This is a genomic window from bacterium, assembly GCA_026129405.1.
Taxonomy (GTDB): domain Bacteria; phylum Desulfobacterota; class Binatia; order DP-6; family DP-6; genus JAHCID01.
Genome location: JAHCID010000001.1, coordinates 213,210 through 233,504 on the forward strand (window position 1 = coordinate 213,210; position 20,295 = coordinate 233,504).

Genomic DNA, 20,295 nt, shown 5'->3' on the forward strand with positions numbered 1-20,295 from the left:
GCTCAGCGCACCATGTAGCCGCGGCCGCCCATGCAGGCCGTGAAGATCTGCGCCCAGGTGTCGCTCGACGTCGCCTGCCCGCTCGCCATCTCCTGACAGTCGGCCTTGTCGCGGTCCTGCTGCTGCTGGCTCTGCTTGCGCTGCGCGGTGATCGTGAGCGCGCGCGGCGGCGGGGGCGGGGGATAGTAGACGGGCTGCGGCTCCTGCGTCGCGCAGCCGGCGAGCGGCAGCGTGGCGAGTGCCGTCGCCAGCGCGACGGCACCCGGAACGAAGGCGCGGGCGGCCATGGACGGTCCTCCGGGCACGACGGGGTCGCGCCGATCAGTCGTTGCTCTTCTTCTTGTTGTTCTTGTTGCCGCCGCCACCGCCGCCGCCCTTCTTCTCCTGCCGCTGCTCCTGCCGCTGCTGGCGGTTCTCCTGGCGCTGCTGCTGTTGCTGCGTGCGCTGCGCCTGGCGCTGCTGCTGTTGCTGCTGGCGTTGCTCGCGCTGCGCTTGCTGGCGTTGCTGCTGCGCCGCCTGCTTCTGCTGGCGTTGCTCGCGCTGCTGGGCCTGGCGCTGCTGCTGAGCCGCCTGCTTCTGCTGGCGCTGATCGCGTTGCTGCTGCTGGCGCTGCTGCTGCGCCGCCTGTTTCTGCTGACGCTGCTGCTGCTGGCGCTGCTGCTGGGCCGCCTGCTTCTGCTGGCGCTGCTCGCGCTGCTGCGCCTGCCGTTGCTGCTTCTGCGTCTGCTGCGCCTGCTTCTGCTCCTGGCGCTGCTGCTGCTGGACCTGCTTCTGCTGGCGCTGGAGCTGCTGGGCTTCCTGGCGCTGCTGCTTGCGGACCTGGGCCGGCGTCGGCGCCTGCGCCGTCGTCGCCTGGAGCGGAGGCCGCAGCGCGCGGGCACGCCGATTCGGCTGCGCCGACGCGTAGCGGAGACGCTGCGTCCGGCGCCAATCGTCGTTGGCGCGACGCCACGGACGCGGCCGCGGGTTCCATGCCGCGCCCGGCGGGCGCCGGCCCCGGTTGTAGTAGTAGTTGTCGTAGCCGCGGATGCGGCGGCCGCCGTAGTAGTTGTTGGTGACGCGGACGTTGTCGTCGTCGAAGATCGAGTAGAGCGCCCACGCGCCGAGCGCACCGACGAGGGCGCCGCCGCCGAAGGCGATCCACGGATTGATGCCCGGGCTGCTCTCCTGCACGATGACCGGCTGCGGCTGCACCGCCGCGACCGGATCGTACGACGGCACGTACACGACGTCCGGCCGCGCCGGCTCGATGACGATGTCGCGATCGGCGACCGTACGGACCTTCTGGTACTGGTTCGTCTTCAGGTTGCCCGCGTTCGCGACCTGGTGCCGATAGTCCTGGATCGCCTGCAGGACGTCCGCCTGCTGGAAGGTGACGGCCTGCCCCATCTCGTCGGTCCACGCCGGGTTCGCGTCGAGCCAGCGCACGACGTCCGGGAACTGGAGCAGGGCCGTGACGCTGCCGTCCCAGCCGCGATCCTGCGGGATGGCGTCGACCTGCGCCGCCTGCCCGACGTACTGGGCCGCGTCGTGCACCTGATCCGGGAACGTGGTCGCCGGGAGCAGGGACGCGAGCACGACGTCGGGGTAGAGCGCCACCGGCGCGACGAGCTCGCGCAGCTCGTCCTTGCCGAGCGTCTGCGGCGGCTGCGCAGGCAGCGTGGGAGGCGGCGCCGCAGCCGCCGGCGGAGGCGGGGGCTCGGGAGCCGCCGGAAGCGTCGTCGCCGTTTCCTGGGGCGCCGCCTGGGCGTGCGTGGCGTCGGTCGCGGGAGGCTCGCTCGCGCCGCCGCCGCACGCGACCAGCGACGCCGTGCTGAACGTCAGCAGGACGGCACGCGCGGTGGCACGCATCCAGGCCGGGGATCGGAGCCGATAGTCCGTCATCGCACTCTCCCAAACAGGGAAGCCGCGCGAAGGTCACGCTCGCGGCGGTCTCGCTGCGATCGACATAGCGGGCGCCGCCCGCGAGCGATAGACACCTTGATGCCCGGCATCCTTCCTGACACCGCGGCGAAGCGGCGCATCCGCCGGGCCAGGCGCCCGAGCGGGCGCCCGGCCGCCGCCGCATCAGGCCGAGCTCGGCAGGGTCAGCGCGTCGCGTCCTGCACCGACCGGGCGCGCTCCGGCTCCGGCACGTGGTCGGAGTGGCAGGCGTGCTTGCCGCCGACGACCGGCAGCACCTCGGCCCGCTTCGCCAGCATCGCGCGGCCGGCCGCGGTGACGCCCGGGCTGCGGGCGGCTCGCTTCTCGGGCTGGAAGGCCCTGTCCTTGCCGCTCGCGAAGGCCACGATCTCCTTCGAGATGCGCATGCTGCACCAGTCGTGGCCGCACATGGCGCAGAAGTCGGTGTCGACCTCGAGATCCTCGTCGTGCAGGGCACGGGCCGTCTCGCCGTCGAAGGCGAGCTCGAACTGCTTCGGCCAGTTGAGCGCCGCACGGGCACGCGACATGTCGTCGTCCCACTGGCGCGCGCCGGTGACCCCGCGCGCGACGTCGCCCGCGTGCGCCGCGATCTTGTAGGCGATGCAGCCCGCCTTGACGTCTTCGGCCTTCGGCAGGCCGACGTGCTCCTTCGGCGTCACGTAGCAGAGCATGGCGGCGCCGTGGCGGGCGCCTTCGGTGGCGCCGATCGCGCTCGTCATGTGGTCGTAGCCCGGGAAGGCGTCGGTCACGAGCGGCCCCAGGATGTAGAACGGGGCGTCGTCGCACAGCTCCTGCTGGAGGCGCATGTTCCAGCCGATCTGGTCGAGCGGCACGTGCCCCGGACCCTCGACCATCACCTGCACGCCCTTGTCGCGGGCGCGGTGGACGAGCTCGCCGAGCGTGCGCAGCTCCGCGAGCTGCGCGGCGTCGCTGGCGTCGGCGAGGCAGCCGGGACGCAGCCCGTCGCCGAGCGAGTAGGTGACGTCGTACTCGCGCATGATCGCGCTGATCTCGTCGAACAGCTCGAACATGGGGTTCTGCCGGCCGTGGTGGATCATCCACTTCGCGAGCAGCGAGCCGCCCCGCGAGACGATGCCGCAGACGCGCGGGCCGACCAGCGAGAGATGCTCGCGCAGCACGCCGGCGTGGATCGTGAAGTAGTCGACGCCCTGGCGCGCCTGGCGCTCGATCTCGGCGAGGATGACGTCGTAGGTGAGGTCCTCGATGCGGCGGCCGACGATCATCGAGTAGATCGGCACCGTGCCGATCGGGATCGTCGCATGGTCGAGGATCGCCTGCCGGGTGGCGCCGAGGTCGCCGCCGGTCGAGAGGTCCATCAGGGTGTCGGCGCCGTACTGCTGCGCCCAGCGCAGCTTCTCGACTTCGGCGTCGGTGCTCGAGGAGACCGGCGAGGCGCCGATGTTGGCGTTGATCTTGGTGGTGATCATGCGCCCGATGCCGGTGGGGTCGAGCCGCTTCGGAGCGCGCTCCCCGCGCAGCACGTCGGGGTCCTGGATGACGGCCAGGCGCTGCGCCACCGTCTGGTTCACCCACAGCCGCGCCTCGTCGCGCGCGCCCGGGTGCCCGACGGCGGCGTCCGGGTAGCCGTGCGCCGCTCCTGCGGGCGTCGCGCCCGCCGAGCCCGCGAGGTGGTGGACGTTGGCCGGGATGACGAGCCGCCCGCGGGCGACCTCGTCGCGGATCGTCTCCGGCGAGACGCCCTCGCGCTGCGCCACCCGGCGCATCTCGGGGGTGACGGTACCCGCACGGGCCGATTCGAGCTGTGTCATCGCGCTTCCCTCCGCCGGCATGACCCGGGTCAGGTTCGAGGGGTCGGCAGGACCGCTTCCTGCCCTCTCAGTCGTCTCCGGACGACTCCCCCAGCAGGAGCCGACATTGGTCCGGGCACGAGGAGGGGTCAAGGGCCGCCGGCGTCACGAAGAGCGCAGCTTCACACGGCGCACCCCGGGCAGCGCGCGGAGCCGATCGACGACCGCCGTGTCACGCTCCGGAGTACGCTGGCCGAGGCTCATCCGCACCTGCGTGTGCCCCCCGCGGCCCGGGCGGACGTCGACCTGCTCGACCGCGAGCCCCGTGTCCTCCGCGGCGGCGCGCAGCGTCGCGACCGATGGCATGTCCGGACCGACGACGACCGCCAGCATCAGTGGTCGCTTGAAGAACCAGCGCTCGATGGGCTTGAGCGCCGCCAGGACCAGCAGCGTGAGCGCGGTGGTCGCCCCCCCGGCGATGAAGAGGCCGCCGCCGATCGCCAGTCCGACGGCGGCGGAGACCCACACGCTCGCCGCGGTGGTGAGACCGCGCACGCTGTCACGGCGGACGATGATCGCGCCCGCGCCGAGGAAGCCGATACCGCTCACGACCTGGGCCGCGACGCGCGACGGATCGAGCGTGACGCCGTTCTCACCGACGACGTCGCCGAAGCCGAACGACGACACCAGCATGAACAAGCAAGCGCCGACACCGACCAGCGCATGGGTCCGCAGGCCGGCAGCCCGCTCGCGCCGCTCGCGGTCGGCGCCGACGAGCGCCCCGAGCGATGCCGCGACGGCGAGCCGGAGGATGATCTGCTCCTCCGCGATCACGCGGTGAGTCTGGCGCAACGCGGCGCGGCTGGCGATACCCGCCGAGCACCCCGCGCCGAAGTCCGACCCGAACGCTACGGCGGACCGACCCCCATCAGGTCGAGCCGACGGCAGACGGGCGGCTCGGGGCCGCGAGGACACGGGATCGGCTGGCGCTGCACCACGTTCCGGGTCTCCGTCCACTCGCCCGAGGGCAGCAGCACCGAGCACACCTGGTCCGTGAACGTGTAGCACTCGAGCTTGCCGGGGGTGTAGCGCAGCTTGCGCCGGCAGTAGTCGAACGGGCCGTGGCGCAGGGTGTCGAACAGGCGGACGCTCAGCCAGCACCAGGACGGCGCCGGCTGCACGAACGGCGACGGCTGCTGCGGCACCGGGACCACGGCCGGCGCATTGCCGGGCCGGACGAAGTCGACGGCGGGCGCCGGGGCCGAGGCGAGCACGAACGACGCGGCCAGAGCGAGGACGCGCAGCGGCCGCATGACCGCCACGATTCCACTCCGCATCGCTCCGCGCAACGACGGCGCGCGTCAGGTGCCGGTCTTGCCGGCGAAGTCGCCGATGATCTCGAGCCCGCAGCGGACGCCTTCGACGGCGGCGCCCTCCATCGTGCCCCGGTAGTCGAGCGAGGTGTGCTCGCCGGCGAAATGGCAGTTGCCCGAGCGCTCCGCCTCGACGCCGCGAAACTTCACGTACTGTCCGACGCGGTGGCAGGACACCGAGCCGCGCTGGAGGGGATCCTCGGCCGGCGCCGACAGCGTGGCGCGGCCGTTCCACGTCGCTGCAACGCCGGGGAGCACCGTCTCGAGCCGGGCGAGGAACGCCTCGGCGGCGGCCCGCACGCCCGCCGGCGACGTGTCGCCGAGCGCAGCGCCGGCCGAGCCGCCGCTCACGCACGCGAGGATGCCCTCGCTGCCCTTTTGCCCCCGCGTCTCCTCCCAGGTGCTCTGGAAGCCGGCGTCGCTGAGGATGCGCGCCACGTTGGGGCTGCCCCATGGGCCTTTCTTGCGCCAGGGGCGCGACGTGAACTGGAGCGTCAGCTTGGTGCCCGTGCCGTAGCCCAGCTCGTTGATGGCGGCGGTCTTGCGCTCGTCGAAGCCCGCCGCGCCGAAGTCGATCGTGCGCAGGACCGAGAACGGCAGCGTCAGCGCGACGCGATCGACGACGACGGCGTCGCGGCCGTCGAACGAGAGGCGATAGGTGCCGTCGTCCAACCGCGTGATGGCCGTGAGCCGCGCGTTCAGCTCGACGCTGCCGTCGGGCAGCGCGCCGGCGAGCGCCTCGACCAGTCGCTGCACGCCGCCGGCGCAGACGAAGCGCTCGTCCGGCCGGCCGAGATAGCCGATGCCGTTGGGGTTCGGCCGGTTGACGAGGAAGTAGACCGCGTTGAGCGCGCTCTGCTCCCGCGTGTCGAGCCCGAGCTCGCTGGTGAAGACGACGTCGAGCAGCCGCCCCATGGGCGACCCGTGCCCGCCGGGGACGCGCGTGTCGATCCAATCCCAGACGCTGATCTGGTCGAGCGCCTGACCGGCGTCGGTGTACTCGTCGTACGTCGTCGTCGCCTTCGCCGCGCGCCGATCCGCGCGCGCGGCCTTCATCACGGCCTTGATGTCGCGCCGCGCCTGCTTCGCCAGGTAGGGCGTGCCGTCGAGCATGAAGATCGGCTTCGCCCCGGCGGGCTGGTCGCGCCGCGACCGCGCCACCTTGAGGCCGAAGTTGCGGATCAGCGTCCGGATCTGGATGTGCACCCAATCGATGTACTCGCCGCAGTGCTCGCTGAACTGACCACCGGTGAAGGAGTCGGTGTCGGTGCGCGTGCGACCGCCGATGCGGTCGGACGCTTCGTACACGGTGAGCGGCAGCAGCGCCTCGTTGAGCGCCGCCGCGGTGCAGAGGCCGCCGAGCCCGGCCCCGACGACGGCGGTACGCGGGGGTGTCTGCGCCATGCTGCGCCGCGGACGAGCGACGGCGCCGAGCGCGAGCGTGGCCGCCGCGCCCCGCAGCACCTGCCGCCGCGACAGCAGCGGCAGGGACGGCAGGCCCGCAGCCGCCTCCTCCTCGGCGACGAGTCGCGCCAGGAGGTGGGCGAGCGTGGTCTTCGGCACGACGGGCTACATCGCGAAGAGGTCCATGGTGAACTCGTTCAAGTCCACCCAGACCTGCTTCAGGCGGGTCAGATGCTCGATCATCGTCGGCCCGTTCTCGCGGCCGTAGCCCGAGAGCTTGTAGCCGCCGAACGGCGAGTTGCTCTCGATCTTGTGCCAGGTGTTGATCCAGACCGTGCCCGCCTGGAGCTTCTTCGCGATGCGGTGCGCGCGCTTGATGTCGCGCGTCTGCACGCCCGCGGCGAGGCCGTAGATGACGTCGTTGCCGATGCGGACGGCGTCGTCCTCGTCGCTGAACGGGATCACGACCCCCACCGGCCCGAAGATCTCCTCCTGCGCGATCTGCATCTCGTTGTTCACGCCGCTGAAGATCGTCGGCTCGAAGTAGAAGCCCTTCGCCAGTGCCGGGTCCTTCGGCTGGCCGCCGCCGCACTCGAGCTTGGCGCCCTCGCGCTGGCCGATCTCGGCATAGCGCTTCACCTTCATGAGCTGCTCCTCGGAGACCAGCGGGCCCATGCGGGTGGCGAAGTCGAGCGGATCGCCGACGACGATGCCCTTCGCGCGCTCCACCAGCTTCTCGACGAAGCGGTCGTACATCGACTGCTGCACCAGGAGCCGCGTGCCGGCCGAGCAGATCTGCCCGGTGTTCATGAAGAGGCCGAACATCGCGTTGGCGACGGCGGTGTCGAGGTCGACGTCGTCGAAGATGATGTGCGGCGACTTGCCGCCGAGCTCGAGCGTCACGGTCTTGAGATTGGTGACCGACGCCTGCACGACCAGACGGCCGGTCACGTGCTCGCCGGTGAAGGCGATCTTCTCGATGCCGGTGTGCTGCGCGAGCGCGGCGCCGGCCGTGGGGCCGAAGCCCGGGACGACGTTGAGCGCGCCGGCGGGCAGCCCCGCGTCGGCGGCGATGCGCGCCAGCTCCATCGCCGTCATCGGCGTGTGCTCGGCGGGCTTCAGCACGACGGTGTTGCCGCAGGCCAGCGCCGGCGCCGTCTTCCACGCCGCCATGATGAACGGTCCGTTCCACGGCGTGATACCGCCGACGACCCCGAGCGGCTCGCGCTGGGTGTAGCCGAGGAACTCGCCCGGCTGCATCGACGGGCTGGTGAAGCCGTGGATCTTCGTCGCCCAGCCGGCCCAGTACCGGAACACCTCGGCCGCCTGCATGATCATGCCGGTCGCCAGGAACGACGGCATGCCGACGTCGAGCGACTCGAGCCGCGCCAGGTCGAAGGCGCGCTCCTCGATGAGGTCGGCCATGCGGTGGAGATGCTTCGCCCGCTCCTGCGGCAGCATCGTCGACCACGTCTCGTCGAAGCACGCGCGCGCCGCGGTGACGGCGGCGTCGATGTCGGCCTTGTCGCCCTCGGCGACCACGGCCTGCACCGAGCGATCGTGCGGGTAGATCGTCTCGAACGTCTTGCCCGACTGGGCGTCGACGAACTTGCCGTTGATGAAGAGCTGATAGCGACGGACGTCGGACGCGTCGCCGAGCGGCTGGGCGGTGGTCGTCATGGGGAGGTTCCTTAGCGCGGGTTCGGGTCGGCTGGGAAGCGGCGCCCCTCGGCGCCGCCGCGTCAGCGCACCGACGATCCGACGGGCCGATCGGTCGACCACCGACCCGGGAGGGAGGGCCGGGGCGCCCCCGCCTAGCGGCCCGCGGCGACGCGATCGAGCGCTTCGACGCGGACGCGCTCGCCCTCGCTGAACGACTCTTCGAGCAGCGCCGCGACCATCGCCTCGCGCTCGGCGACGGGGCGGCCGCGCTCCCCCATGATCGCCGCGCGCGCGGCCCGGAACGCCGCCAGCCGGCCGTCCCACGCGGCGCGCTCCTGGTCGAGGGCGGCGAGCCGCGACGCCGCCTCGCGCCCCACCAGCTCCTCGCGGGCGCGCCGCAACGCCTGGGCGTCACCGCCGACGGCGCGAATCGCCTTCTCGACGGCCTCGAGGCGCGACGGCAGGGTCGCGGCGTCGTGGGCGGCGCGCGCGTCCTCGGGCAGGAGGGCGTCGGCCGCCGCCAACGCCTCGGCACGCGCGGCCGGATCCAGGGTCGGATCGTCGAGCGCCCGCCGGCGCGCCAGCGCGGCGCGATCGCGCGCCTCCTCGTCGCCGAACGTCGCCGCCGCGTCCCCGGCCCCGAACACCTCGACGCGCAGCGCCTGCACCGCCGCGAGACGGGCCTCGAGCGCGGCCGGGTCGGTGCCGTCGGGGAGGCGCAGGTCGCGCGCCTTCGCGCGGTAGGCGAGGTAGCGATCGAGGAAGGCCTCGGCCTCGGCGGCGGCCGCCGGCGGCAGGCGCCGCCAGATGCCGTTCACGATGCGGCGACGGGTGTGCGCCGCGGGCTCCTCGCCGGCGACGCTGAGCCAGTAGTCGAAGTAGAGGCGCGCGAGCGGCGACGGCCGGAAGCGGCCCTGCGCGTCGAGCTCGAGCTTGCCGTCGGGCCGTGTCCCGCGCAGCGACGCGGGCCGCTTCCCGGGCGGCGTCGGGGACGGCGCGCGCGCCGCCCGCGGCGACGGCTTCGTACCGCCCGCCTCCGGCTCGACCTCGGCGTCGCCGGCCACCTCGCCGGCGGGCGGCGCGTCGCGCACGACGAGCCAGCCCGCCAGCGCGAGCAGGGCCAGGAGGACGAGGCCGCCGCGTCTCACAGGCCGGCGTTCTTCAGACGGTTGGCGTGGTTGCGGAACAGCGTCGTCGGATTCGATTCGAAGATCGAGACCAGCCCCAGCACCTGGTTCACCTCGTCGAGATGGTTGTGGAAGTAGTCGTCGCGGATGACGTCGCCGAGGTGCGAGCTGCAGCGGTCGACGAGGCCGTCGTTCGCCTGATCGTAGAAGAGCGAGATGAGCGCCATCGCCGCGTCGGAGACGTCGAGCGCGCTTGTGAGGATGCCCGTCCCCGACCAGGAGTAGTAGCGCACGCCGCCCACCGACGCCGCGCCCTCGCCGCAGGCCGTCGTCGGCACGCCGCGCGGGTAGCGCGCGTTGAAGCTCGCCATCCCCGCGCTGGTGAGCGAGTCGAGCGCGGCGACGCCGTCCTGCGGGTTCGTGTGCCCGGTGAGGAGGCCGAGCACGGTGCCGAGCGCGTTCGCGAAGTAGGCGACCACGCTCTCGGTGAAGGAGCCGTTGCGGACGTTGGCGCGCAGGAAGTCGGCGAGGTCGGCGCCCTTGTGCGGGCTGCCGACGCTGGTCACCGAGGCGACGAGATCGGGCCGCACCGCCGCCACGTAGCGCACGTCGAGCCCGCCGTGGCTGTGGCCGATGAGATGCACCTTGGGCTTGCCGGTCAGCGCGACGATCTGCTGGACCTGGGCGAGGAGCTGCTCACCGCGCGCCTCGGTCGAGTTCAGCTGGCTCACCGTCGTGACGAAGACGCGGGCGCCGCCCGAGGTGAGCGCGAACGGGATGCCGTACCAGTACTCGTACACGCCGAAGAGCCGATCGAAGCCGCCGAGCCCATGCGCGAGGACGATCGGGTACTTCGTCTGCGTGTGATCCCACGGCCAGGCCGCGGCGGGGCGCGGGGCGGCGACGGCGAGCCCCAGCACGACGGCGGCGAGGTGCGCGAAGCGGATGCGTCCCTTCATGGTGGTCCCCCCTTCGGCGATCACCGTCCGCCTGCGATCGCATGTGCGCGCACTACCAGGCAGAGGTCAACCGTCAAGGCGCGCCGCGCCGTCTTGACGGCGTTCCCGCGGCGATGCCATCCAGGCCTTCATGAGCCACCCGAACGACGTCCTCGTCCGCCGTTGGTTCGAGGAGGTGTGGAACCAGCGTCGCCTCGCCTCCATCGACGAGCTGGCCGACCCGGACTGCGTCGGCCACTCGGAGAACGGCCGTCTCGAGGGCATCGACGCCTGGCGCGCGATGTTCGACGCCTTCATCGCCGCGATGCCGGACCTCAGGGCGACCGTGGAGGACGTCCTCGTCGACGGCGACCGCGTCTCGGTGCGCTGGAGCTTCACGGGCACGCACACCGCCGCGTTGCAGGACATCCCGCCCACGAACCGCGCCATCCACGCGCGCGGCACCACCTGGTTCCGCGTCGCCGACGGTCGCCTGGTCGAGGCCTGGGACACCTGGAACCAGGGCGCGCTGCTCGCGAGCCTGGCGCGCCGGGCGTAGCGCCGCTCAGCGCTCGGGCGTGAAGCGCACGGGGATGTGCTTCACGCCGTTGATGAAGTTCGAGCGCAGCCGCTGCACCTCGCCGTCGAGCTGGATGTCGGGCAGGCGTCGCAGCACCTCCTCGAACATGATCCGGATCTCCATGCGGGCGAGGTGCGAGCCGAGGCAGAAGTGCGGCCCGATGCCGAAGCCGAGGTGGTCGTTGGGCGTGCGGCCGACGTCGAAGACGTCGGCGTCGGGGAAGACCTCCTCGTCGCGATTCGCCGACGCGTACCAGATCCAGACGCGGTCGCCCTCGCGAATCCGCACGCCGCGGACCTCGGTGTCCTTCTGCGCCGTGCGGCGGAAGGCCATCACCGGCGACACCCAGCGCAGCATCTCCTCGACCGCCGTCGGCAGGAGCGACGGATCGCGCTGGAGGCGCGCGCGCTGCTCGGGATGGTCGAAGAGCGCCAGCATGCCGCCCGAGATGAGGTTGCGCGTCGTCTCGTTGCCGGCGACCGACAGCAGCATCACGAACGAGTCGTACTGCGACTCGGTGAGGTGCTCGCCGTCGACCTGGGCCTGGAGGAGCAGCGTCGTCAGGTCCTCGCGCGGGCACGCCTTGCGGTCGACGGCCAGCTCGTTCGCGTAGGCGAAGAGCTGCATCATCGCCATCTGCCCGACCTCGGGGCTGGTGGCGTACTCGGGGTCCTCGGCCCCGACCATCGTGTTGCTCCACTCGAAGAACTTGTGGCGATCCTCGTGCGGCACGCCGAGCATCTCGACGATGACCTGGAGGGGCAGCTCCGCGGCGACCTCGGTGACGAAGTCGCAGGTGCCGCGCCTGGCGACGGCGTCGACGATCGCCTTGGCGCGGCTGCGGATCGCGATCTCGGCCTGGTTCAGGACCTTCGGCGAGAAGCCCATGTTGACCAGCCGGCGGTGCTTGGTGTGCCGTGGCGGGTCCATGTTCAGCATCAGCTCGCGCTGGGGGACCATCTCTTCCTCGGTGAACTCCGGGAGGAGCGCGGTGCCGCGCTCGGACGAGAAGGTCTTGGCGTCGAGCGACACCTTCCAGACGTCGGCGTGCTTGGTCAGCACCCAAAACCCACGCCCCGCGCGCGCGAGCTCGGCGGCCCGGGGCGGACTGGTGTCGGGATGCCAGAAGACGGGCGCCTCGGCGCGCAGGCGGCGGAAGGTCTCGTGGGGCACTCCCTCGACGAAGGTGTCGGGGCTCGAGAGGTCGGCCCCGTACGGATGGACCTGCGCGGCGGCGGGCATGACAGTCGGGCCGTACCCAAACGTGCGTTTGTGTGCAAGCCCCGGTGTGGCTGGACGGCTCCGGGTCGGCTAGGACGGCGCCCGATGCCTTCGACGCGCACCGCCAAACCGCTCCTGGCGCTCCTCCCCCTGCTCATCGGCGCCTGCACCTCCTTCGGCGTGACGATGTCCGAGGTGAAGGCGAACGACATCACCTACACGATCGCGCGCCTGAAGCCGGTCGACGGCAAGTGGGACCGCGACGGCAGCACGGGCACCTTCACCGCCTACTTCAACGGCGACCACATCATCTACGTGCGCGACGCCCGGACGGTCGCCGACGGCGACACCGTCTCGGGCGAGTACTTCTACGAGAACGACCGGCTGTTCCTCGCCCGCGAGGGCCGCCGCGTGCACGTCGGCGGCGGCCGCTACGTGCGCAAGAACCTGACCGTCACCTGGAGCGAGGACGGCGACCTCCAGGGCGCGAAGGAGCTGATCGACGGCGAGGAGCAGGAGCCCGCCGCGAAGGCCGTCGACGCGACCCGCCGGCACGCGAACGAGCTGGCCGCCGCCGCCGTCCGCGTCCGCGACGGGGCTGCGGTCGCGAGGTAGCGCCCCGCCGTCAGGCCGGGGTGGTGCGGAACGTCCAGTACTTGCTGGCCGCGAAGTTCCACGCGACCACGATCGGAACGGACAGGATCGACGCGAGCAGCACGTCGCTCGCGTGCGGCGTGCCGCCGATGTACGGCAGGTGATCCGCGAAGAGCGTCAGGATCAGTTGGGTGAGCGCGAGGTTCAGCGCCAGCCCCACGAGGTTGGTCGCGAAGAACATGCCGTACTGCGTGCGACGGCGATGCGCGTGGGTGTCGGCGCGAAACGTCCACGTGCGGTTCCACACGAAGCCGTTCGTGACCGCCAGCATGAACGACAGCGTGGCGCTGATCCACCACGGCGAGCGCGGCAGCCCTTCGTTCAGGAGGAACCAGAGCGTCCGCTTGTCGATGAACAGGCTCGTCGCCCCGACGAGGCAGAACTTCACGAACTGGCGCACCCCACGGCGCTGGGGGAGGCGGCGGACGGCGGCGAGCGTCATGGGTGGGTCGCGGAGATTAACCCGTCCCGCCCGCGCGTCGCCAGCCCATTCCGTGCGGCGGGTGCCGTGCGCCCCCTCACGCGCCCCGTCCGGGATTGACCCCACCGGCCGATCCGGATGACATGGCGAGGATGCGCGCCGGAATCGACGTCGCGCCGGTCGACGCCACCACCTATCGGGTGACGGTGACCGAGCGCGGCGCGCACAGCACCCACCTGGTCACGCTGGACCCGGCCTACCACGCCCGCCTCACCGGCGGCGCGGTCGAGCCGGCCGAGCTGATCCGCCGCTCGTTCGAGTTCCTGCTCGAGCGCGAGCCCAAGGAGTCCATCCTGAGCGCCTTCGATCTGCCGGTGATCACCCGCTACTTCCCCGAGTACGAGCGCGACATCGCGTCGCGCGTGCGGAGGCCGCGATGACGCGCGCCGTCCGCGTGGCGCTCGCCCTCGGCGCCGTCCTCGCCGCCGGGACGCCCGCCCGCGCGCTCATGCTGACCTCCCCCGCGGTCCTGCCCCAGTCGCCGATCCCGCCCGTCCACACCTGCGAGGGGAACGACGTCTCCCCGGCGCTCACCTTTACGGGGGTGCCCGACGGCACCAAGAGCCTCGTGCTGATCGTCGACGACCCCGACGCCACCGGCGGCTGGACCCACTGGCTCGTCTACGACATCCCGCCGACCGCCACGTCGCTGCCCGAAGGCGTCCAGCCGAAGCAGCTGCCGAAGGGCGCCCGCGTCGCGCTGAACGGCTGGAACCGCCGCAGCTACAACGGCCCGTGCCCGCCGAGCGGCCGGCACCGCTACGTGTTCCGCCTCTACGCGGTGGACACGACGTTCGGCGACCTGGGCGACGCGGCGACGCGCGCCGACGTCGAGGCACACATGCGCGGACACGTTCTCCAGGCGGCGGAGCTGACCGGGCTCTACGGAAAGGCGGCCACCGCCTCGCGCTGATCGGTTTTCCGGTCGTTCGCGGCGCTGATTATCGATTTGTCCCCGGGTAGCGCCGCCGCTACGCCGGGGCCATGTCGAACTCGTCTCACCCGCTGGCGCGATGAGCGCGCCGCTGCTGTTCCCGTTCGCCGAGTACTGGTGGCTCTACGCCGCCTTCACGACCGGGGTCGTCCTCCTCCTGCTCCTCGATCTCGGCGTCTTCCATCGCGAGGCACACGCGGTGAGCATCAAGGAGGCGTCCGCCTGGAGCGCCGTCTGGATCTCGCTGGCGCTCGCGTTCAACGTCGGGCTGTACTTCTACGCGGCGTGGACGTTCGCCGGGAACCCCCGGCTGACGAGTCTGCCCGGCTTCGATCCGGACGCGGCCGCCGGGCAGGTCGCCCTCGAGTTCCTCACCGGTTTCGTCATCGAGAAGTCGCTCGCCGTCGACAACATCTTCGTCTTCGTCGTGCTCTTCTCGTACTTCGCCATCCCGGCGCAGTATCAGCACCGCGTCCTCTTCTTCGGCATCCTGGGTGCGCTCGTCTTCCGCGCCGTGTTCATCGCCCTCGGCGCGACGCTGCTCCAGTACCACTGGGTCGTCCTCGTGGCCGGGGCGTTCCTGATCCTGACGGGCCTCAAGATCCTCGCCACCCCGGACGCCGCGCCCGACCCCGGCGCGAACCCGCTCCTGCGCCTGCTGAAGCGGATACTGCCGGTGACGCCGACCATCGAAGGCCCGCGCTTCTTCGTCCGCCGTGACGGCGTGCGCTACGCGACGCCGCTCTTCCTGGCGCTCGCCTTCATCGAGTTCTCGGACATCGTCTTCGCGATCGACTCGGTGCCCGCCATCTTCGCGATCACCGCCGAGCCGCTCATCGTGTTCACGTCGAACATCTTCGCGATCCTCGGCCTGCGCTCGCTCTACTTCCTGCTCGCCGGGGTGGTGGAGCGGTTCCACTACCTCAAGTACGGGCTCGGTCTGATCCTGATCTTCGTCGGTCTCAAGATGACGTGGCTGAACGAGGCGTTCGGCGGCAAGTTCCCGATCGGGTGGTCGCTCGGGATCATCGCCGGCATCCTCGCCGGCGCCGTCCTGGCATCGTGGCTGAGGCCGCCCGGGCACCCGGGGTCGCACGGCCGGGACGGCGATCAGGGGAAGGCGGCGGCCTGACCGCGCCGGGCCGGGCTCAGCTCTCGAGGCTCGCCCGCGCCGCGCGCGACAGCGCGACCACGGCCGGATGCGTGAGACGCCGCTCGATCGAGATCGCATAGTAGCGCTCGCGCACCGTCCCCGCGACGCCGACGCGCGCCACCCTGAACTGCCGTCGCACCTCGCGGCCGATCGCCGCGCACACCGGGAACGCGCCACGGCCCTCGGCGCCGAACACCTTGAGGAGCGCGCTGTCCTCGATCTCGGCCGCGACGACGGGACGCACCCCCACCTCGTCGAACCACTGGTCGAGCGAGCGGCGAAGCTGGGTTCCGACCGTCGGCAGGAGCATCGGCGCGCCGTCGAGCGAGCGCGGGAACCGCCGGCGCAGGCTCGCGGCCAGCGCCGGGGCGGCCCACACCTCGATGGGCGACTCGCCGAGGAGATGGTCGTACGCCTTCACCTCGATGCCGGGCCCGACGGGGGCGTCCGCCAGCACGAGGTCGAGGCGATGCAGCGCCAGCGCCGCGAGCAGCTCCGAGGGCTTGCCCTCGCGGCAGACGAGGTGCACGGGCGGCTCTACCTGCAACGCCGGCGCCAGCAGCCGGTGCGCCATGAGCTTCGGCACGACGTCGGCGACGCCGACCACGAACGGCGTCGGGCGCCCCGTGGGTCGCCCCTTCACCGCGTCGAGCAGCTCGCGGCCGAGCCCGAAGATCTCTTCGGCATAGCGGTAGACGAGACGGCCGAGCTCGGTCAGCTCGAGACGCCGGCCCCGGCGGACGAACAGCCGGTCGCCGAGCGCCGACTCGAGCAGCCGGATCTGCGCGCTCACCGTCGACTGCGAGAGCCGCAGCTCCTCGCTGGCGCGAGTGACGCCGCCCTCGCGCGCCGCGAGCCAGAAGTAGAGGAGGTGATGGTAGTTCAGCCACTCCACGTGCCTCCCATATCGCGCCCGCGGTCGCGGCGCCGCCTCCCCCGAAACGACGACGGGGCGCCGTCCACCCGGACGGCGCCCCGTGTGCGTCACGCGAAGGAAGCGGAACTCAGAAGTCCTCGCCGCCGTGCATGTGGCCACCGCCACCTGCCGGCGCCTTCTCCTCCTTCGGCTTCTCCGCGATCATCGCCTCGGTGGTGAGGAGCAGGCCGGCCACCGACGCCGCGTTCTGCAGCGCCGTGCGCACGACCTTCGTCGGGTCGATGATGCCGGCCTTCATGAGGTCCTCGTAGGTGTCGGTGGCGGCGTTGAAGCCGTTCGACCCCTTCTGACCGCGGACCTTGTCGACCACGACGGCGCCGTCGAGGCCGGCGTTGCGGGAGATCCAGCGCAGCGGCTCCTCGATCGCCCGCTTCACGATGGCGACGCCGAACTGGAGCTCCGGGGCCACCGTGAGGTTGTCGAGGCCGGCCTGCGAGCGGAGCAGCGCGACGCCGCCCCCGGGCACGACGCCCTCTTCGACCGCGGCGCGTGTCGCGTGCATGGCGTCTTCCACGCGCGCCTTCTTCTCCTTCATCTCGATCTCGGTCGCGGCACCCACGCGGATGACCGCCACGCCGCCGACCAGCTTCGCGAGGCGCTCCTGGAGCTTCTCGCGGTCGTAGTCGGACGTCGTCTCCTCGATCTGGGCGCGGATCTGCTTGATGCGCGCCTCGATGTCGGCCTTCTTGCCGGCGCCGTCGATGATCGTCGTGTTGTCCTTGTCGACGACGATGCGCTTGGCGCGGCCGAGGTCCTTCAGCGTGACGTTCTCGAGCTTCAGGCCCAGCTCCTCGGCGATCATCTTGCCGCCGGTGAGGATGGCGATGTCCTCGAGCATGGCCTTGCGGCGGTCGCCGAAGCCCGGCGCCTTCACCGCGACGCACGAGAACGTGCCGCGGATCTTGTTCACGACGAGGGTGGCGAGCGCCTCGCCCTCGACCTCTTCCGCGAGCACGAGCAGCGGCTTGCCGGCGCGCGCCACCTGCTCGAGCAGCGGCAGCAGGTCCTTCATCGACGAGACCTTCTTCTCGTGGATGAGGATGAACGCGTCCTCGATCGCCGCCTCCATGCGGTCCGGATCGGTGACGAAGTACGGCGAGAGGTAGCCGCGGTCGAACTGCATGCCCTCGACGACGTCGAGCTGCGTCTCGAGGCCCTTGGCCTCCTCGACCGTGATGACGCCTTCCTTGCCGACCTTCTCCATCGCCTCGGCGATCATGTCGCCGATGGTGCGGTCGCCGTTGGCGGACACGGTGCCCACCTGGGCGATCTCGTCCTTGCCCTTGGTGGACTTCGAGTTCTTCCGGAGCTCCTCGATGATCTGCGTCACGGCCGCGTCGATGCCGCGCTTCAGGTTCATCGGGTCGTGACCGGCGGCGACCATCTTGGCGCCCTCGGTGAAGATCGCCCGGGCGAGCACCGTGGCGGTGGTGGTGCCGTCGCCGGCGACGTCGGAGGTCTTCGAGGCGACCTCCTTCACCATCTGGGCACCCATGTTCTCGAACTTGTCGGAGAGCTCGATCTCCTTGGCCACCGTCACGCCGTCCTTGGTGACGTTGGGAGCGCCCCACGACTTCTCGAGGACGACGTTGCGGCCGCGCGGCCCGAGGGTGACGGTCACGGCGTCGGCGAGCACGTTGACGCCGCGGAGCACCTTCGCGCGCGCCTCCTCGCTGAACTTCACGATCTTTGCAGGCATTGCTGTCTTCTCCTTCTACTGCTTGCCGTTACTCGACGACGCCGAGGACGTCCTCTTCCCGCAGGATGAGGTGCTCCTCGCCGTCGATCTTGATCTCGCTGCCGGAGTACTTGCCGAACAGGATGCGGTCGCCGGTCTTCACGTCGAGCGGCAGGACCTTGCCCTCGTCGTTCACGCGGCCCTTGCCCACCGCGATGACCTTGCCCTCCTGGGGCTTCTCCTTGGCGGTGTCGGGGATGATGATCCCGCCGGCGCTCTTCGTCTCCTGCTCCTCGAGCCGCTTCACGATGAGCCGGTCGGCCAGGGGCCGGATCTTGGTTGCCATGGAAACGTCCTCCTCCCGGGCCCCCGTCTCCCCGTGGCCCGGATTCGCTGTGATCGGCGGATATGTGTGTATGACGCGGGCGTGCTGCTGCGTTCGCCCGCGCGCGGGCGCACCTAAGGCGCTCACCGCAGAACGTCAAGGGGGCGCCCCGTGAAAATTCCCGCGACCGGGCTCATCGCCGGCCGGCGATGAGCCCGTCCTCGAGCCAACGGACGAGATGGGACCCCGCCCGGGCCGCGGCCGCCTCGCCGTCGCCGTCGTCGCCGACCTCGGCGAACGCCTCGCAAACGCTGGCGAACGGCTCGCCGGCGACGAGGCGGGCGAGGGCCAGGTCCTCGGCCCGCTCGACGGCGCAGTGGTAGACGACGTGGTCCTGCCGCCACACCCGGACGGCCGTGGGGTGCGGCGCCGGCATGACCTCGGGCTCGGCCCACAGGCGATCCACGGGCCAGTGCGAGGCGAGCCGCCGGAGCGACGCGACCGGCCGGAAGCGCAGCCCGGGCCAGTCCCCGGGCGGCAGCACGGCGAGGTCGGCCAGGCGGATCGGAACCTCGTCCGGAACGTCGAACGCCTCGACCCGTGCCCACTCCAGCGCCGCGAGATCCGCCGCCCAGGGCGGCAGGTCGACCGGCGCCGTCGTGCCGGCGAGCCAGGCCGCGAGCCGACGCCCGACGTGCCGCACGGACGGATGCTCGGAGGGGTGCTCGGCCAGGTACCCCCGCACGACCGCCGCGAACGGGTCGTGGCCGAGGGCTGCGGCCAGGCGCGGAAAGTCGGCCGCGAGCACGCCTTCGAGGCGCATGACGTACATCCCGGCGTAGATGCCGAGCCGGTCCATCGCATCCAGCGCATCCAGCGCCGCCGTCGCGCCGACCACGGCCACCAGGTCCGGCTCGGCCTCGCCGCGCGTCACGGCGCGAAAGAAGCCCGCCTGGAGATCACGCAGAACGGGCGCAGGCACCCAGCACCTCGGTCTCGATCGCCCGCGCCCGCTCGGCCTCGGCGAGCACGGCCTCGACGGGCGGGATGTGGTCGTCCCACTCGACCAGCGTCGCGACGCCGCCGAAGCGACGCACCGCCGAGCGGTAGAGCGCCCAGACCTCGTCGCGCACCGGCGCGTCGTGCGTGTCGAGCACGTGCGTGCCGTGGTCGGTGTGGCCGGCGAGATGGATCTGGCCGACGCGCCCGGCGGGCACGCCGGCCAGATACGCCTCGGGATCGAAGCCGTGGTTGCGCGCGCTCACGTAGACGTTGTTGACGTCGAGCAGGACGCCGCAGTCGGCGCGCTCGGCGACCGCCGCGAGGAACTCCCACTCGGCCATCGTCGCATGCGTGAAGGCGACGTAGCTCGATACGTTCTCGACCAGGATGCGCCGCCCGAGCCGCTCCTGCACCGCCGCGATGCGCCCGGCGACGTGCGCGAGCGCCTCCTCGGTATAGGGCAGCGGCAGCAGGTCGTGGGCGTAGTGCCGCCCGAAGCTGCCCCAGCAGAGATGGTCCGACACCCACGCCGGCTCGACGCGGTCGGCGAGCGCCCGCAGCTCGGCGAGATAGGTGTCGTTCAGCGGGTCGGTCGCGCCGAGCGAGAGCGACACGCCGTGCAGCACGACGGGCCGGTCGGCGCGCACGGTCTCGAGCACGCGCAGCGGCCAGCCGCCCGGGATCATGAAGTTCTCCGAGATGACCTCGAACCAGTCGGCACGCACGCCGTCGTCGACCACGCGCGGATAGTGCGTCGTGCGCAGCCCGATGCCGTGACCGAGATGGGGGAAGCTCGGCGCCATGGGATCGGCGGATGGGGCCCCCGGCCGGCGCCTGGGGCCCCGACCCGATCAATCGGCGACCTTGCCGCCCTTGGCGTCGCACTCGGCCTTGGGGACCATGACGACGCCCTTGCCCTTGCAGGAGTTCTGGCCGGCGCACGAGCCGCCCGCGCCGGCGCAGGTGCCCTGCCCCTTGCACTCGTTGATGCCGGAACACTTCACCTGGTCCGCGGCCTTGTCCTCCGCCTTCGCCTGGACCGCACCCGAGAGGACCAGCACGGCGGCCGCGCTGGCGATCAGCATGCCCTGGTTCACCTTCATCGCGTTCTCCTCCTTGGGGGAGCTGGTTTGC

Annotated in this window: 22 protein-coding genes and 1 riboswitch; of the genes, 5 read left to right on the top strand and 17 right to left on the bottom strand. The window is 71.7% G+C overall.

Annotation, left to right across the window (positions count from 1 at the left end; translation table 11 throughout):
• Window positions 1-2: 2 nt before the first annotated feature.
• From KIT14_01015 to KIT14_01055, 9 genes are all read right to left on the bottom strand, one after another.
• Complete coding sequence (locus KIT14_01015) at window positions 3-287, bottom strand: hypothetical protein (protein ID MCW5889109.1); 285 nt, start codon at window positions 285-287, stop codon at window positions 3-5.
• A 34-nt stretch (window positions 288-321) separates the two neighbouring features.
• On the bottom strand, window positions 322-1,884 hold the full coding sequence (locus KIT14_01020; GenBank protein ID MCW5889110.1) for a DUF3300 domain-containing protein: 1,563 nt from the start codon (window positions 1,882-1,884) through the stop codon (window positions 322-324).
• Between the two features lie 203 nt (window positions 1,885-2,087).
• Window positions 2,088-3,668 carry a phosphomethylpyrimidine synthase ThiC gene (thiC, locus tag KIT14_01025; protein MCW5889111.1) on the bottom strand — a complete coding sequence of 527 codons (1,581 nt, stop codon included), beginning with the start codon at window positions 3,666-3,668 and terminating at the stop codon, window positions 2,088-2,090.
• A 34-nt stretch (window positions 3,669-3,702) separates the two neighbouring features.
• Window positions 3,703-3,815, bottom strand: a riboswitch (TPP riboswitch).
• 42 nt (window positions 3,816-3,857) lie between these two features.
• Window positions 3,858-4,526 carry an MgtC/SapB family protein gene (locus KIT14_01030; GenBank protein MCW5889112.1) on the bottom strand — a complete coding sequence of 223 codons (669 nt, stop codon included), beginning with the start codon at window positions 4,524-4,526 and terminating at the stop codon, window positions 3,858-3,860.
• A gap of 74 nt (window positions 4,527-4,600) precedes the next feature.
• Window positions 4,601-5,005 (bottom strand): hypothetical protein, encoded by a 405-nt coding sequence (locus KIT14_01035; GenBank protein MCW5889113.1) that lies wholly within the window; start codon window positions 5,003-5,005, stop codon window positions 4,601-4,603.
• Window positions 5,006-5,053: 48 nt separating this feature from the next.
• Window positions 5,054-6,628 (bottom strand): FAD-dependent oxidoreductase, encoded by a 1,575-nt coding sequence (locus tag KIT14_01040; protein MCW5889114.1) that lies wholly within the window; start codon window positions 6,626-6,628, stop codon window positions 5,054-5,056.
• A gap of 6 nt (window positions 6,629-6,634) precedes the next feature.
• The gene (locus KIT14_01045; protein ID MCW5889115.1) at window positions 6,635-8,149 is read right to left on the bottom strand and encodes an aldehyde dehydrogenase family protein; all 1,515 of its coding nucleotides are present in this window, start codon (window positions 8,147-8,149) and stop codon (window positions 6,635-6,637) included.
• A gap of 134 nt (window positions 8,150-8,283) precedes the next feature.
• Complete coding sequence (locus tag KIT14_01050) at window positions 8,284-9,279, bottom strand: lipase chaperone (protein ID MCW5889116.1); 996 nt, start codon at window positions 9,277-9,279, stop codon at window positions 8,284-8,286.
• The gene (locus KIT14_01055; GenBank protein MCW5889117.1) at window positions 9,276-10,217 is read right to left on the bottom strand and encodes a triacylglycerol lipase; all 942 of its coding nucleotides are present in this window, start codon (window positions 10,215-10,217) and stop codon (window positions 9,276-9,278) included. The genes KIT14_01050 and KIT14_01055 overlap by 4 nt, the downstream gene beginning before the upstream one ends.
• 130 nt (window positions 10,218-10,347) lie before the next feature.
• On the opposite strand from KIT14_01055, the gene KIT14_01060 reads away from it, so the two are divergent.
• On the top strand, window positions 10,348-10,755 hold the full coding sequence (locus KIT14_01060; GenBank protein ID MCW5889118.1) for an ester cyclase: 408 nt from the start codon (window positions 10,348-10,350) through the stop codon (window positions 10,753-10,755).
• Window positions 10,756-10,761: 6 nt separating this feature from the next.
• Here KIT14_01060 and KIT14_01065 read toward each other — a convergent pair whose 3' ends face one another.
• On the bottom strand, window positions 10,762-12,018 hold the full coding sequence (locus KIT14_01065) for a cytochrome P450 (protein MCW5889119.1): 1,257 nt from the start codon (window positions 12,016-12,018) through the stop codon (window positions 10,762-10,764).
• Between the two features lie 84 nt (window positions 12,019-12,102).
• Here KIT14_01065 and KIT14_01070 point away from each other — a divergent pair, with 84 nt between their 5' ends.
• Window positions 12,103-12,612: a hypothetical protein gene (locus KIT14_01070; protein MCW5889120.1), complete on the top strand. Its 510-nt coding sequence runs from the start codon at window positions 12,103-12,105 to the stop codon at window positions 12,610-12,612.
• Window positions 12,613-12,622: 10 nt separating this feature from the next.
• Here KIT14_01070 and KIT14_01075 read toward each other — a convergent pair whose 3' ends face one another.
• Entirely contained in the window at window positions 12,623-13,093 is a 471-nt protein-coding gene (locus KIT14_01075; protein ID MCW5889121.1) for a GtrA family protein, read from the bottom strand.
• 131 nt (window positions 13,094-13,224) lie between these two features.
• Between KIT14_01075 and KIT14_01080 the strand changes: the two genes are divergently transcribed.
• The 3 genes from KIT14_01080 (at window position 13,225) to KIT14_01090 (ending at window position 15,198) form a co-directional block, all read left to right on the top strand.
• Window positions 13,225-13,512, top strand: coding sequence for a hypothetical protein (locus KIT14_01080; protein MCW5889122.1), 288 nt, complete (start codon window positions 13,225-13,227; stop codon window positions 13,510-13,512).
• Window positions 13,509-14,045: a YbhB/YbcL family Raf kinase inhibitor-like protein gene (locus tag KIT14_01085; GenBank protein ID MCW5889123.1), complete on the top strand. Its 537-nt coding sequence runs from the start codon at window positions 13,509-13,511 to the stop codon at window positions 14,043-14,045. Before KIT14_01080 ends, KIT14_01085 begins: the two co-directional genes overlap by 4 nt.
• 100 nt (window positions 14,046-14,145) lie before the next feature.
• On the top strand, window positions 14,146-15,198 hold the full coding sequence (locus KIT14_01090; protein ID MCW5889124.1) for a TerC family protein: 1,053 nt from the start codon (window positions 14,146-14,148) through the stop codon (window positions 15,196-15,198).
• A 16-nt stretch (window positions 15,199-15,214) separates the two neighbouring features.
• On the opposite strand, the gene KIT14_01095 is transcribed toward KIT14_01090, so the two are convergent.
• From KIT14_01095 to KIT14_01120, 6 genes are all read right to left on the bottom strand, one after another.
• Window positions 15,215-16,114, bottom strand: coding sequence for a LysR family transcriptional regulator (locus tag KIT14_01095; GenBank protein ID MCW5889125.1), 900 nt, complete (start codon window positions 16,112-16,114; stop codon window positions 15,215-15,217).
• Window positions 16,115-16,223: 109 nt separating this feature from the next.
• On the bottom strand, window positions 16,224-17,855 hold the full coding sequence (gene groL, locus KIT14_01100) for a chaperonin GroEL (GenBank protein ID MCW5889126.1): 1,632 nt from the start codon (window positions 17,853-17,855) through the stop codon (window positions 16,224-16,226).
• Between the two features lie 28 nt (window positions 17,856-17,883).
• Window positions 17,884-18,180, bottom strand: a complete 297-nt coding sequence (gene groES, locus KIT14_01105; protein MCW5889127.1) for a co-chaperone GroES — start codon at window positions 18,178-18,180, stop codon at window positions 17,884-17,886.
• A gap of 172 nt (window positions 18,181-18,352) precedes the next feature.
• Window positions 18,353-19,141, bottom strand: coding sequence for a putative DNA-binding domain-containing protein (locus KIT14_01110; GenBank protein ID MCW5889128.1), 789 nt, complete (start codon window positions 19,139-19,141; stop codon window positions 18,353-18,355).
• Window positions 19,119-19,964 (bottom strand): DUF692 domain-containing protein, encoded by an 846-nt coding sequence (locus KIT14_01115; GenBank protein MCW5889129.1) that lies wholly within the window; start codon window positions 19,962-19,964, stop codon window positions 19,119-19,121. Before KIT14_01115 ends, KIT14_01110 begins: the two co-directional genes overlap by 23 nt.
• Window positions 19,965-20,012: 48 nt before the next feature.
• Window positions 20,013-20,264: a hypothetical protein gene (locus KIT14_01120; protein ID MCW5889130.1), complete on the bottom strand. Its 252-nt coding sequence runs from the start codon at window positions 20,262-20,264 to the stop codon at window positions 20,013-20,015.
• Window positions 20,265-20,295 lie beyond the last annotated feature (31 nt).